Raw genomic sequence first — 12,796 nt, 5'->3', positions numbered from 1 at the left:
ATTCCCGTAAACACCTTGAAAACAAGGCTATATTCTTATTTTTTGCGTTCCAGCATAGCCGTATTATGCGCACCCGGCGGAAGCAGATGTTGCTTTTCGGCCGCCACTTTAATCAGTTTGTGGTTGGCCAATCTTGCCTGCTCCAGCTTCAAGCGCGCGTAATCCTGTTCCAACTGAATTTCCCGCTTTTGCGCCTTATCCAACTCGATAAAGTGCAAGCGCGACTGGTTTTGCTTAAACACTACGGCAAAGGCCGAAACCGTCACCAAAACCAGTAATAAAATATTCAACTTACCCATTTAAAACTTTCAGACGGCCTGTCAACAGAAACATCCCTTGCGACAATGCCGAAACGCTTCCCTAGTCAACAACCGAAAATTCGCCGCTGCTGCGCTCCGCCACCCGCAAAACCGCACTGCGCGCACGCGGATTGGCTTCAGTCTCTGCCGAACCCGGTTTGATTGCTTTGCCCACAGCCTTCAAAGGCGGCTGAGGCAAATCCGCTTCCTTAACCACTGCCCAACGGGGCAAAGGCACATGTTGCGAATATTTTTTAATAAACTGCTTCACAATTCTGTCTTCCAAAGAATGGAACGCAATGACGGCCAAGCGTCCACCCTCTTTCAGACGGCCTGCAACCTGCGGCAAAACTGCCTCTACCTCTTCGAGCTCGCGGTTAATAAAGATGCGAACTGCTTGGAAGGTGCGCGTTGCAGGGTCTTGTCCGCGCTCGCGAGTACGGACGTTTTGCGCCACAAGCTGCGCCAGCTTGCGGGTTGTATCGATGGGACTTTCCTCCCGTTGCGCAACAATGGCGCGCGCAATCTGGCGACTAAACCGCTCTTCACCATAATTCTTAATGACCTCGTGTAAATCCTGTTCGGATGCGGTTGCAATCCATTCCGCCGCAGACATCCCGCGGGTCGGATCCATCCGCATATCCAACGGCGCATCAAAGCGGAAACTGAATCCGCGGCTGCCATCGTCAATTTGCGGCGACGAAATCCCCAAATCAAAAAGCGCACCGTCAATCTTATCGATGCCCAATTCATCCAAGGCCGTCTGAAATGTTTCAAAACCATTGTGTACGACACGGACACGCTTATCTTGCGCCGCCAGTTCATTGGCTACCGCAATCGCCTCAGGGTCTTTGTCAAAAACAACCAAACGCCCTTGCTCGCCCAAACGCGACAAAATCAGCCGGGAATGCCCTCCCCTGCCGAACGTACCGTCCACATAAATCCCGTCTTCACGGATTGCCAACGCATCCACCGCCTCATGCAACAAGACAGTAACATGCTGATAATTTTCAACTTTACTCACAATTGCAAATCCGTTTGACTCAATTGGAAAGCCAATTCGTCAGGATCGATATCCAAAGCCTGATTCATTTCCTCTTCCCAATGTTCGCGGCCCCACAACTCCATACGGTTTGCACGGCCAACCAAAGTAACTTCTTTTTCAAAATCCACGCGTTTGCGCAGATTGGCCGGGATCAAAACACGTCCGGCGCTGTCCCACTCCAAAATCTCCGCATTGTGAAGCAGCAGATTTTGATACCGTTGCAAAGATTCATTGCCGGCTACTTTCAACTTCAGAATCTGCTCGGCTTTTTCCTCCCAAACGGGCTCCGGGTACATCAATAATTTTTTTCGGGAATCCAGGGTAACCACAATTGCAGGCGTATAACGGCGCAGCAAAATATCGCGGAATTTGGCAGGAATCGCCAACCGCCCTTTACTGTCCATACTCAATTCATGAGCGCCGCCAAACACATCACACCCCAAATTCGATTAAAATAAAACAGAGTGAGATTAAAAATCCCACCTTCCTAAAATATTTCGTTTTCGCTTCAACAGGACACATTTCAGGAAAAAGTAACCACTTTCACCCACTATGCCCCACTAACCGACACTATAAGAAATTTTGGCAATCAGGTCAAATCCGTTTCTTATCTGAAATGAAACACTAAATGCTTAAAATTCAATAGTTTATATACGCAATAATGAATGACATATGGATTTATTAAGCATTTCGTTTAGCATAAAATACTAGATATAGTATGATTTATATTATAAAAATACTACATATAGTATTTTTATACTCAATTACCACCCATTCCGTAAGCAGCTATAATATACAAACAAATTCAAATTTTTTACATTATCTAACAGTCATGAAGCTACAACTCCCCCTCCCCTCCCCTGACGCACAAGCCTCTTCAGCACACCTGACTAAGCTCATCAAAAACGAAATTGAACAACATCAAAACTGGATACCTTTCTCCCGATTTATGGAGCTTGCCCTTTACACACCTCAATACGGCTATTACAGCGGAGGCAGCCATAAAATCGGTACGGACGGCGACTTCATTACTGCCCCTACCCTCTCCCCCCTATTCGGACAAACCCTTGCCAAACAACTTGCCGAATTACTGCCGCAAACAGCAGGCAATATCTACGAATTTGGTGCAGGCACAGGCCATCTTGCCGCTACTTTGTTACAAAATCTTTCAGACGGCCTGAATCATTACTACATTATTGAGCTGTCGGCAGAGCTTGCAGAAAGACAACGTCAACATATTCTTGAGCACACATCTCCCGAAGCAGCCGCAAAAGTCATCCACCTCACCGCATTACCCGAACACTTTGACGGCATCATCATCGGCAACGAAGTATTGGATGCCATGCCGGTCGAACGCTTGATTTATCAAGATGAAGGATTTCAACAAATCGGCGTCAGCTTAGAGAATGACAAGCTAATCGAAGCCGTCAGACCATTGGCCCAAGCCGAACTGATACAAACAGCCGCCTTGTATTTTCCTCCCCTCCCTTCATACACAAGCGAGCTGCATCCGGCACAATATGCCTTTATCCAAACCCTGGCCGCCAAATTGCAGCGCGGCGGCATGATATTTATCGATTACGGCTTCGATGCCGCCCAGTATTACCATCCGCAACGCAAAGAAGGCACATTTATCGGCCACTATCGCCACCACACCATCCACGACCCATTTTTCAACATCGGCCTGACCGATCTGACCGCACATGTCAATTTCACCGATATTGCACGCGCCGGCACAGAATCAGGTTTGGACTTAATCGGCTACCTGCCCCAATCTTATTTCCTGCTCAATCTCGGCATCACTGATCTGCTGGCGCAAATTGGCAGTCCGGATTCAATTGAATACATCCAAGCCGCCGCAGCAGTACAAAAACTGATCCATCAGCACGAAATGGGCGAGCTTTTTAAAGTGATCGCTTTCGGCAGAGACATCGATATCGATTGGACAGGCTTCGTTCACGGCGATATTTGCCATAAACTATAACTCGACCATCTACTTTTTATTTTTAAAAAACAATAAGAAATAAAAAAAACCAAAATTAGCGCTTGCCAAATATTCAAAAAAAACTATAATAGCGACTTCACGAAACGGCGAATTAGCTCAGTCGGTTAGAGCAGAGGAATCATAATCCTTGTGTCCGGGGTTCGAATCCCTGATTCGCCACCAAATTTCGGGGGTATAGCTCAGTTGGTAGAGCGCTTGCATGGCATGCAAGAGGTCAGCGGTTCGATCCCGCTTACCTCCACCACTAAACAAAAAAGCTCTTGTTAAACACAAGGGCTTTTTTGTTTGGCTTAATTAATAACCAGATAAGGCATCAGAGCTTCCCTTCAATACCTAATCAATAAAGGCCGTCTGAAACATTTCAGACGGCCTTTTGTCTTTGATTACTTCACAAGCTTCAATACTTTTTTCGGTTTTCCTTCCGTAGATTCAGCTTTTTTATCTTCCGTTGCCACAGGATTGGTAGAAGCAGGCTGATATGGTTCCACCTCAAAACCCATACCCTCTCCACTTTCACGGCCAAATATACTGACGATATGACCGACCGGAATCCAAATCTCATGCGCTACGCCGGAAAAACGCGCAGAGAAATTGACCCACTCGTTGTCGATATTTAAATTATGGCTGGCTGTAGGGCCAATATTTAAAACAATCTCATTGTCGCGCACATACTGCATCGGAACGCGGGTATGTTCGTTTACCCAAGCGACGATGTGTGGTGTTTGGTTATTATCCAAGCACCATTCATACAAAGCGCGCAACAAATACGGTTTGGTTGAAGTCGCCATAAACCCATCCTTTAGCGGCGCATGGCTTTTTCAGCCGGAGTCAATGCCTCAATGAAGGCTTCGCGTTGGAAAATACGTTCCGCGTACTTCAGCAAAGGCGCGGCAGATTTGCCCAGTTTGATGTCGTAATAATCCAAACGCCACAACAGCGGGGACAAGGCAACATCGATCATGGAGAAGTCATCACCCAAAATATATTTGTTTTTAGCAAAAGACGGTGCCAGCAGGGTCAAGCCATTGCCAATGGCTTCACGCGCTTTAGCCTGTTCTTTATTGGTAGATTCAGGGTTTTCCAACACTTGCACCAAGCTGAACAGTTCTTTTTCCATACGGTACAGCACCAAACGGCCGCGACCGCGCATAACAGGATCACCCGGCATCAATTGAGGATGAGGGAAACGCTCGTCAATGTATTCGTTGATGATGTTTGATTCGTGCAAAATCAAATCACGCTCAACCAAGACCGGTACTTGGTTATACGGATTCATCAAAGCCAAGTCTTCCGGTTTATTGAACACGTCCACATCTTTAATTTCAAAATCCATGCCTTTTTCGTACAGAACAAAACGGCAACGTTGGCTGAATGGACAAGTAATACCCGAATACAAAGTCATCATAATCTTCTACTCCTGATCAATCTTTTCAGACGGCCTTAAGCCTTATAAAAATTCAGAAAGAATTATACATAATTTCAAATACTTAATCCAGAAATTTAGAATAACACGCTGTTTACATTAAGTAATTTTTAGATTTTCATTAATTCAACATAAACTAATCAAACAAACAAAAAAGGCAAACCTGAAACAGGTTTGCCTTTTTTGATTCAAAAGAATTAATGAACGTCTTTCCAGAATTCTTTTTTCAGGAAGTACGCCAACGGCAACATTACGGCAAACAGGAATGTCAAAACCATGTAACCGATACGGTGGCGTTGCAATTGAGCAGGCTCACCCATGTATACCAGGTAGTTCACCAAATCGCGCACATAAGCATCGTACTCTTTTTGGATTACTTTACCGTTAGGCAGACGACGGCTATGCAGACCGGTAGATTCCCAATACAGTTTAGGAGTCAGGTTGCCGTGCTCGTCTTTAATCATAACGGGCTGACCTTTGGCATCCAATTCAACGGCTTGAACACCTTGTTGCTCCCACAATGGGTGAGGCATACTCGCGCCGGCCAAAACGGTATTATTCCAACCGGTCGGACGAGTTGGGTCTTTATAGAAGCCGCGCATATAAGCGTACAGGTAGTCCGCACCTTTAGAACGGGCGATCAGGGTCAAATCTGGCGGAGGTGCACCCAACCATTTGGAAGCATCTTTCGGATCCATTGCCGCTACCATGACATCACCAACGTTGTCTGTTGTGAACATCAGGTTTTTCTTGATTTCATCTTCAGTCAAACCGATGTCTTTCAGACGGTTGAAGCGCATACCGCTTGCAGAGTGGCAAGACAAACAGTAGTTTGTAAAGATTTGCGCACCGTGCTGCAGGCTGACTTGGTCACGCAGGTCGATGTCGACTTTTTCATAGTTTGCATGGCCGCCGCTGGCGACGGCTGCACTCATAGGCACTGCCAGCAATAAGGCAGCAAACCAGTTTTTCAGAGTTTGTTTCATTTTCGCTGCCCTCATCAGATATTGGTTGCAAACAAGTAAGCACCAACAACGGTAATACCGACGTAAACAAAGAACATAATTTTTTGTTTCGTAGTGCTCATGGTTACGCGTTCAGGCGTAGCTTTTTCGCTATTAAACGCATTCAGGAATGGAATAGCTGCAAAGAAAACAGTGTAAGCCAGAACGAACGCCTTAACGATGTAATTTGGCAAGACTGCAACTAAATACAGGTTATAAATAATTAAAGCTGCATAAACAAACAGGCTAATTAAATATTTAATACCACCAGCTTTTTCAGCCAACCATTTAGGGTTTGTATGCAAAGGCATACCGATGAAGAACAAGAAATAGAATGCACTGAATGCACGAGCAAAAGCTGTACGAGTATCATCTGCTACCAATGCACCCAGAATGCCTAAGCCGATAAAAGATACAACAAACAACGCCAACATTACTTTGAAAGAGTTGTTGCGGTAACGAACAGATTTTACAGGTGACTTATCCAGCCAAGGCAACAAGGCAATCAATACAACTGCTGCACCCATGCCGATTACACCCCATACCTGAGTACCTGCCATCGAAGGAATCGCACGCAGAATTGCGTAGAACGGAGTGAAGTACCATACCGGCGCAATGTGCGGAGGTGTTTTCAGCGCATTCGCTGCATCGAAGTTTGGCGCTTCGAGGAAGTAGCCGCCGCCTTCAGGTGCAAAGAACAACACAGAACAGAAGACAATCAGGAATACAACGACGCCCAAGATGTCTTTAACGGTGTAGTAAGGATGGAATGGGATACCATCGCGCGGGATACCGTTTTCGTCTTTGTTTTTCTTGATTTCAACACCGTCAGGGTTGTTAGAACCCACTTCGTGCAGGGCAATGATGTGTGCCACAACCAAGCCGAGCAATACCAGCGGTACGGCGATAACGTGCAGGGCGAAGAAGCGGTTCAGAGTAACGTCGGAAACGTTGAAGTCACCGCGGATCCAAGTGGACAAATCAGGACCGATAACAGGGATGGCGGAGAACAGGTTAATAATCACCTGCGCACCCCAGAAGGACATTTGACCCCAAGGCAACAGGTAACCCATAAAGGCTTCTGCCATCAATGCCAAGAAAATCAGGGAACCGAAAATCCACACCAATTCACGGGGTTTTTTGTACGAACCGTAAATCAGGCCGCGGAACATGTGCAGATAAACGACGATGAAGAAGAAAGATGCGCCGGTGGAGTGCATGTAGCGGATAATCCAGCCGCCGGACACGTCGCGCATGATGTACTCTACTGCGGTAAAGGCAGCAGGCAGATGGTAGGCGTTCAGGTTGCCGTCCGGTTTGTAGTTCATGGTCAGGAAAATACCGCTGACGATTTGAATCACAAGGACAAGCAGAGCCAAAGAGCCGAAGTAATACCAGAAGTTGAAGTTCTTCGGCGCATAGTATTGAGCCAAATGCTCATTCCACATTTTAGACAGAGGGAAGCGAGCGTCCATCCAGCCTAACAATGCTTTTGCTTTGCTATTGGTTTGGTTTGCCATAATTATCGTTCCTTATTTTTAGTCTTCGCCCACCAAAACAGTTGTATCGCTCAGATATTTGTAAGGCGGTACAACCAAGTTGGTCGGTGCAGGAACACCTTTGTATACTCGGCCTGCAATGTCGAATTTCGAACCGTGGCAAGGGCAGAAGAAACCGCCTTTCCAGTCTGCGCCCAAGTCGGCGGGAGCAATGTCGGGACGGTAAGTCGGAGAGCAACCCAGGTGGGTACAGATACCGATAGCGACGAGGAGGTTCGGCTTGATCGAACGGTGCTCGTTTTTAGCGTATTCCGGTTGCTGATCCACTTCGGAATTAGGATCGACAACTGCGCCATCCAAACTTTTCAAGTCTTTGAGCTGTTGATCTGTGCGGTTGACCAGCCAAATCGGTTTACCCTGCCATTCGGCAGTCAGCATCTGGCCTGCTTCGATTTTGCTGACATCTACTTCGACAGCAGCACCGGCAGCCTTAGCTTTCTCCGATGGGAAGAAGCTGGCCACGAAGGGCGTAGCTACGCCCAGAGCCGCCACACCGCCTGCACCGCAAGTAGCCAGTGTCAGGAAACGGCGGCGGCCGTTGTTGATTTCTTGATTATCCATTATTCAGTCGTCCTAAATTTTTGGGAATACCGAGCCATTAAACAGCGTAATTCTACCTAGTTTGTTGTAATACTCAAAGCATTATTTAAAATAAGGTAAAGTTTTTATGATATTGCTCAATACTCAGGCAGGGTTGTTTTCATCAAAGTGAACCACTTCGATACCGAATTTTTCTGCCACAGCATCGCCTAAGGCGCGGATGCCGTAACGTTCTGTCGCATGGTGTCCGGCACTGATAAATGCCACACCCGTTTCATTGGCAAGATGATATTGCGCTTCGGAAATCTCACCGGTCAGATACGCATCAACACCTTCGTCTGCGGCCGTCTGAAAAAATCCCTGCGCACCGCCACTGCACCAGGCAATGCGTTTGATTTCGCGTTCAAGATCGCCGATAACGGTCGGCTTGCGGTCAAATACCGCCTCGATGCGTTCAGACAATTGCGCCAGCGTTTGCGTGGTTTTCAGACGGCCTGTATTCAACAGGTTTTGCTCGCCGAATTGTTTTTCGAGCACCCAATCGAGTTTCTCGGCCAACTGCGCGTTATTACCCAATTGCGGGTGTGCGTCCAGCGGTAGGTGGTAGCCCGCCATATTGATTTGGTGTTGCAGCAAGGTTTCAATGCGTGCTTTTTTCCAGCCGGTAATCGTGACAGGCTCGCTTTTCCAAAACATACCGTGGTGAACCAAAAGTAGATCCGCCCCCTGCCCTGCGGCAAAATCGATTGCCGCTTTGCTGGCGGTAACCGAAGTGGCGATTTTGGCAATTTCTTCTTTGCCTTCAACCTGCAAACCGTTGGGCGCATAGTCCTTAAACAGCCCGACCTGCAAAGTCTCATCGCACCAAGCCAGAATTTCGCGGCGTAAAGCCATATTCCGCTCCTTATATCTATCTTCAAAAACAGCTTCGCATTCTAACCGCAAAATCTGTTTATGCCTCAAATTCTTACATTCCGATTTCAGCAATCATTCCCAACATTAATCATTTGCACATCATCATGAATTATTTTAATATACGCCACCTTACCCACAGGCCGTCTGAAAACACATGGACTCTATTATCGAATTGCGTCATCTCAAAACCTTGCTGGCTTTAGAAGAAACCGGCAGTGTTTCCCTTGCCGCCAAACGGGTTTTCCTGACCCAATCCGCCCTGTCGCACCAAATCCGCGCCTTGGAAAATTATTACGAAACGCCGTTGTTTGAACGCAAATCCACACCTTTGCGCTTCACTCCGGCCGGTATGCGCCTATTGCAACTGGCGCGGGAGCTGTTGCCGCAGGTTGCCGCCGCCGAACGTGATTTGGTTCGGATTATCGAAGGCGAAGCCGGCGAACTCAGACTTGCCGTCGAATGTCACACCTGCTTTGATTGGCTGATGCCTGCCATGGGAGAGTTCCGCCCCTTATGGCCGCAAGTTGAATTGGACATCGTTTCCGGTTTCCAAGCCGATCCGGTCGGGCTGCTGCTACAACACCGCGCCGACCTTGCCATCGTTTCCGAAGCCGAGCCGCTCAACGGCATCAGCTACCGCCCTCTGTTTGCCTATGAAATGGTCGGCATCTGCGCAGAAGACCACCCGCTTGCCGACAAAGACGTTTGGGAAGCAGAAGACTTTATCGACGAAACCCTGATTACTTATCCCGTCCCCGATGAAATGCTGGATTTGCCCAAAAAAGTGCTGCTACCTAAAGGCATTAATCCGCCGCGCCGCCACAGCGAGCTGACCATTGCCATTATTCAGCTGGTTGCCAGCAAACGCGGCATCGCCGCCCTGCCCTACTGGACGGTCATGCCGTATTTGGAAAAAGGCTATGTCGTTCATCGAAAAATCACTTCAGACGGCCTGCAAAGCAAACTTTATGCCGCCATTCGTACGGAAGACGCCAACAAAGGCTATCTGGACAACTTCTGCCAAATCACGCATGACCGCTGTTTTGCCGACTTGCCGGGCTTGAGCGAATTGGAAATGTAAACTTAAAACAATCAAAAGGCCGTCTGAACAATTTTCAGACGGCCTTTTCAATACACAAAAATTTCACTGCTTCTATTCAGATTCATCCGAACCCAAACATGCCGACAAATCGATTTCAGACGGCCATGTTTTATCGGGAGCAACCCGAATATCGAAATGCTCGCCGCGATAGTCGAAAACCAAACGCCAAGCGTGCAGAAACAGATGTTCCGCCTCATCGCCGCCATACAGCGTATCGCCCAAAATCGGACTGCCTATGCTTTTCATGGCCACGCGCAGCTGATGGGTTTTGCCGGTAAACGGTTGCAACACAAACAGGCGCAAACCGGGCTTCAGACTTTGGCTGCTGAAACGGGTAACGGCAAAATTATCCTCGTCTCGCGTCAGCTTCCATGTACCGCGCCGCGAACGCGCCATACCGCCTTTCACCCAGCCCTGCTTTTTCGCAGGCTTGTGCGTACCGAGTGCCAAATAAGTTTTACGCATGGTTTTCTCGGCAAACTGTGTCGATAAAGCCGCCGCGCTGTCGCGGTTGAGCGCAAGCAGCAACAGGCCGCTGGTGGCTTTGTCCAAACGGTGAACCAGCCACACGCGTTTAACGCCGAGCTGCTGCGCCAGCGATGCGGTCAGGCAAACCTCCCCTTCCGATTCGCTGTGCACCGATACGCCGCAAGGCTTATTGATGACCACAAAGTCTTTGTGTTCAAAAACAATGTCCCACATTTCAGACGGCCTTCAACACGATACCGTCGCCAAGCAGGGTCAAAATACCCAGCAGACAGAACAAGATACATGCGGCAATGCGCACTGCTTTGGCCGGAATTTTGCGCATCAGCATTTCGCCCAAATACACGGCAGGCACAGAAGCAATCATCAAACCGGCAATACTGCCGACCACGACGAACAGGATAGATTGGTATTTTGCCGCCAAAAGAACCGTCGCAATCTGCGTTTTATCGCCAATTTCCGCCAAGAAAAACAGGACGACCGTCGCCGTAAATGCGCCGTATTTCAGCCACTTGCTGTCAGGGTCTTCATCTTTATCCGGCAGCAGCAGCCACAATCCGACCGCAATAAAGCTGCCGCCGACCACCCATTTCATGACTTCGGGCGAAATAGCGGATGCCAGCCAGACACCGAGTGCGGCTGAAACAAGATGGTTCAACAGGGTTGCGACAAAGATACCGGCAACAATCGCGTTTTTGTGGGCAAAACGTGCTGCCAAAAAGAGCGCCAGCAATTGCGTTTTATCGCCGATTTCGGCAATGGCAACGCCCAGCGTCGAGGAGAAAAAAGCTTCCATGATTTAAGATACTCAACCGAAAAGCGGGCAAACAAAAAGCGCTGTGCATACCGCCCGCAAGGGTATGGACAACGCTTACGTCTTGCCTGTCTTCCGATAAAGCAGAGAAGATACCGCTGCCACGGCCGCACAAGCCGATTATGTTGACAACGGTTTCGGCATTGCGCCGAATGGCTACTCCCGTAAGAGTGAAGCGCGCATTGTAAGGCAAACCATGGCTTGAAGCAACAAAAAGAAAAACAAAAGGCCGTTTGAAACCTCATTCAAGCAGGTTTCAGACGGCCTTTTTCACAACGATTAATTATCGGAGAACAAATCGCCTACTTTTTCGCCTACTTTTTCCCAAAACGATTTTTTGCGCGGGGTTTGGCTGAGATTGAGGCCGGAGGAGATTTTTTCAAATTCTTCCAGCAACTCTTTCTGACGGTCGGTCAGGTTAACCGGAGTTTCAACCAAAATGTGGCAGTACAAATCGCCGGTCGAGCTGGAACGCAGAGACTTGATGCCTTTGCCTTTCACGCGCATGCGGCGGCCGGTTTGCGTTTCTTTCGGAATGTGCAGTTTGACTTTACCGTCCAAAGTCGGCACTTCGACTTCGCCGCCCAATGCGGCAATGGCAAAGCTGATCGGCAGTTCGCAATGCAAGTCCAAGCCGTTGCGCTCGAAGATTTTGTGCTGTCTCACGCGGACATTGACGTACAAATCGCCTGCCGGCGCGCCGTGTTGACCCGGCTCGCCCTCGCCGCTCAAGCGGATGCGTTGACCGTCGTCGATACCGGCCGGAATGTTGACTTCAACCGTTTTGCTGGTTTTGGTGCGGCCTTCGCCACGGCATTTGACGCAAGGATCTTTGATTTCTTTGCCCGTACCGTGACAAGTCGGACAAGTCTGCTGCATTTGGAAAATGGCTTGGCGGACGTGTACTGTGCCTGAGCCGTGACAGGTCGAACAAGTCGATGCGGATGTGCCCGGTTTGGCACCTGAGCCGTGGCAGACATCACATTCTTCGTAAGTCGGAATGTTGATGCGTTTTTTCACGCCTTTGGCGGCTTCTTCAAGCGAAATCTCTATGCCGACCTGCAAGTCCGCACCGCTGTAATCCGGCTGGCGGCCTCCGGCACCGCCGCCGAACATTTGGCTGAAAATATCGGAAAAATCGAAGCCTTGCGCGCCGCCGAATCCGCCAAAACCGCCGAATCCGCCCGCGCCGCCGCCCATGCCCTGCTCAAACGCGGCATGGCCGTATTGGTCATACATGGCGCGTTTTTCCTTGTCTGACAAGGTATCGTAAGCTTTTTGGACTTCTTTAAATTTTTCTTCCGCTTCTTTGTTGTCAGGGTTGCGGTCGGGATGGTATTTCATTGCCAGTTTGCGGTAGGCTTTTTTGATTTCATCGTCGCTAGCGCTGCGGGCAACACCAAGTGTTTCGTAAAAATCTTTATTGCTCATAATTTTGATAGTGTTAAGAATGAATTCAAACTGGGTGGGATATGTGGGCGAGTATCAAAAACTCAAGTCAGTATTTTCAAGGCCGTCTGAAATTGTGCTTTTCCGACATCCAAACATTCAGACGGCCTTTGTCAAACCGACAGGCCCGACAACCTGCTATAATCCCATCTTTA

The 12,796-nt window shown here is 48.5% G+C and carries 14 protein-coding genes and 2 tRNA genes; 4 read left to right on the top strand and 12 right to left on the bottom strand.

The window, feature by feature from the left end:
* Positions 1 to 35: 35 nt before the first annotated feature.
* From ftsL to mraZ, 3 genes are all read right to left on the bottom strand, one after another.
* A complete protein-coding gene (ftsL, locus tag ACTHUG_RS01710) occupies positions 36 to 299 on the bottom strand; it encodes a cell division protein FtsL (RefSeq protein ID WP_003681879.1) in 264 nt (87 codons plus the stop codon).
* Between the two features lie 61 nt (positions 300 to 360).
* A complete protein-coding gene (gene rsmH, locus ACTHUG_RS01705; protein ID WP_440386017.1) occupies positions 361 to 1,323 on the bottom strand; it encodes a 16S rRNA (cytosine(1402)-N(4))-methyltransferase RsmH in 963 nt (320 codons plus the stop codon).
* On the bottom strand, positions 1,320 to 1,775 hold the full coding sequence (gene mraZ / locus ACTHUG_RS01700) for a division/cell wall cluster transcriptional repressor MraZ (RefSeq protein WP_003748265.1): 456 nt from the start codon (positions 1,773 to 1,775) through the stop codon (positions 1,320 to 1,322). The genes rsmH and mraZ overlap by 4 nt, the downstream gene beginning before the upstream one ends.
* Before the next feature lie 401 nt (positions 1,776 to 2,176).
* Here mraZ and ACTHUG_RS01695 point away from each other — a divergent pair, with 401 nt between their 5' ends.
* The 3 genes from ACTHUG_RS01695 (at position 2,177) to ACTHUG_RS01685 (ending at position 3,593) form a co-directional block, all read left to right on the top strand.
* Positions 2,177 to 3,328, top strand: a complete 1,152-nt coding sequence (locus tag ACTHUG_RS01695; RefSeq protein ID WP_440386016.1) for a class I SAM-dependent methyltransferase — start codon at positions 2,177 to 2,179, stop codon at positions 3,326 to 3,328.
* A gap of 106 nt (positions 3,329 to 3,434) precedes the next feature.
* A tRNA-Met gene (locus ACTHUG_RS01690) sits at positions 3,435 to 3,511 on the top strand.
* Positions 3,512 to 3,517: 6 nt separating this feature from the next.
* Positions 3,518 to 3,593 (top strand) — tRNA-Ala (locus tag ACTHUG_RS01685).
* A 139-nt stretch (positions 3,594 to 3,732) separates the two neighbouring features.
* Here the strand turns inward: ACTHUG_RS01685 and ACTHUG_RS01680 are convergent.
* The 6 genes from ACTHUG_RS01680 to ACTHUG_RS01655 form a co-directional block, all read right to left on the bottom strand.
* Positions 3,733 to 4,137 (bottom strand): ClpXP protease specificity-enhancing factor, encoded by a 405-nt coding sequence (locus ACTHUG_RS01680; RefSeq protein ID WP_440386015.1) that lies wholly within the window; start codon positions 4,135 to 4,137, stop codon positions 3,733 to 3,735.
* Between the two features lie 11 nt (positions 4,138 to 4,148).
* Positions 4,149 to 4,754, bottom strand: coding sequence for a glutathione S-transferase N-terminal domain-containing protein (locus ACTHUG_RS01675; RefSeq protein ID WP_003685910.1), 606 nt, complete (start codon positions 4,752 to 4,754; stop codon positions 4,149 to 4,151).
* Positions 4,755 to 4,969: 215 nt separating this feature from the next.
* Complete coding sequence (locus tag ACTHUG_RS01670) at positions 4,970 to 5,758, bottom strand: cytochrome c1 (protein WP_003748257.1); 789 nt, start codon at positions 5,756 to 5,758, stop codon at positions 4,970 to 4,972.
* A gap of 14 nt (positions 5,759 to 5,772) precedes the next feature.
* Positions 5,773 to 7,296 carry a cytochrome b gene (locus tag ACTHUG_RS01665; protein WP_168163289.1) on the bottom strand — a complete coding sequence of 508 codons (1,524 nt, stop codon included), beginning with the start codon at positions 7,294 to 7,296 and terminating at the stop codon, positions 5,773 to 5,775.
* An 18-nt stretch (positions 7,297 to 7,314) separates the two neighbouring features.
* Positions 7,315 to 7,896 carry a ubiquinol-cytochrome c reductase iron-sulfur subunit gene (gene petA / locus ACTHUG_RS01660; protein ID WP_070606098.1) on the bottom strand — a complete coding sequence of 194 codons (582 nt, stop codon included), beginning with the start codon at positions 7,894 to 7,896 and terminating at the stop codon, positions 7,315 to 7,317.
* Between the two features lie 123 nt (positions 7,897 to 8,019).
* Complete coding sequence (locus tag ACTHUG_RS01655; protein WP_440386014.1) at positions 8,020 to 8,769, bottom strand: Nif3-like dinuclear metal center hexameric protein; 750 nt, start codon at positions 8,767 to 8,769, stop codon at positions 8,020 to 8,022.
* A 175-nt stretch (positions 8,770 to 8,944) separates the two neighbouring features.
* On the opposite strand from ACTHUG_RS01655, the gene ACTHUG_RS01650 reads away from it, so the two are divergent.
* Positions 8,945 to 9,871, top strand: a complete 927-nt coding sequence (locus tag ACTHUG_RS01650; protein WP_003748251.1) for a LysR family transcriptional regulator — start codon at positions 8,945 to 8,947, stop codon at positions 9,869 to 9,871.
* A gap of 72 nt (positions 9,872 to 9,943) precedes the next feature.
* On the opposite strand, the gene ACTHUG_RS01645 is transcribed toward ACTHUG_RS01650, so the two are convergent.
* The 3 genes from ACTHUG_RS01645 to dnaJ all read right to left on the bottom strand — a co-directional run bounded on the left by ACTHUG_RS01645 (position 9,944) and on the right by dnaJ (position 12,623).
* A complete protein-coding gene (locus ACTHUG_RS01645; protein WP_440386013.1) occupies positions 9,944 to 10,594 on the bottom strand; it encodes a TIGR01621 family pseudouridine synthase in 651 nt (216 codons plus the stop codon).
* Between the two features lies 1 nt (position 10,595).
* Entirely contained in the window at positions 10,596 to 11,174 is a 579-nt protein-coding gene (locus ACTHUG_RS01640; protein ID WP_314598666.1) for a TMEM165/GDT1 family protein, read from the bottom strand.
* A 297-nt stretch (positions 11,175 to 11,471) separates the two neighbouring features.
* Positions 11,472 to 12,623, bottom strand: a complete 1,152-nt coding sequence (gene dnaJ, locus ACTHUG_RS01635; protein WP_049322586.1) for a molecular chaperone DnaJ — start codon at positions 12,621 to 12,623, stop codon at positions 11,472 to 11,474.
* Positions 12,624 to 12,796 lie beyond the last annotated feature (173 nt).

The organism is Neisseria sp. P0022.S009 (assembly GCF_051956675.1).
Taxonomy (GTDB): domain Bacteria; phylum Pseudomonadota; class Gammaproteobacteria; order Burkholderiales; family Neisseriaceae; genus Neisseria.
This window is presented reverse-complemented; position numbering and strand designations above follow the sequence as displayed.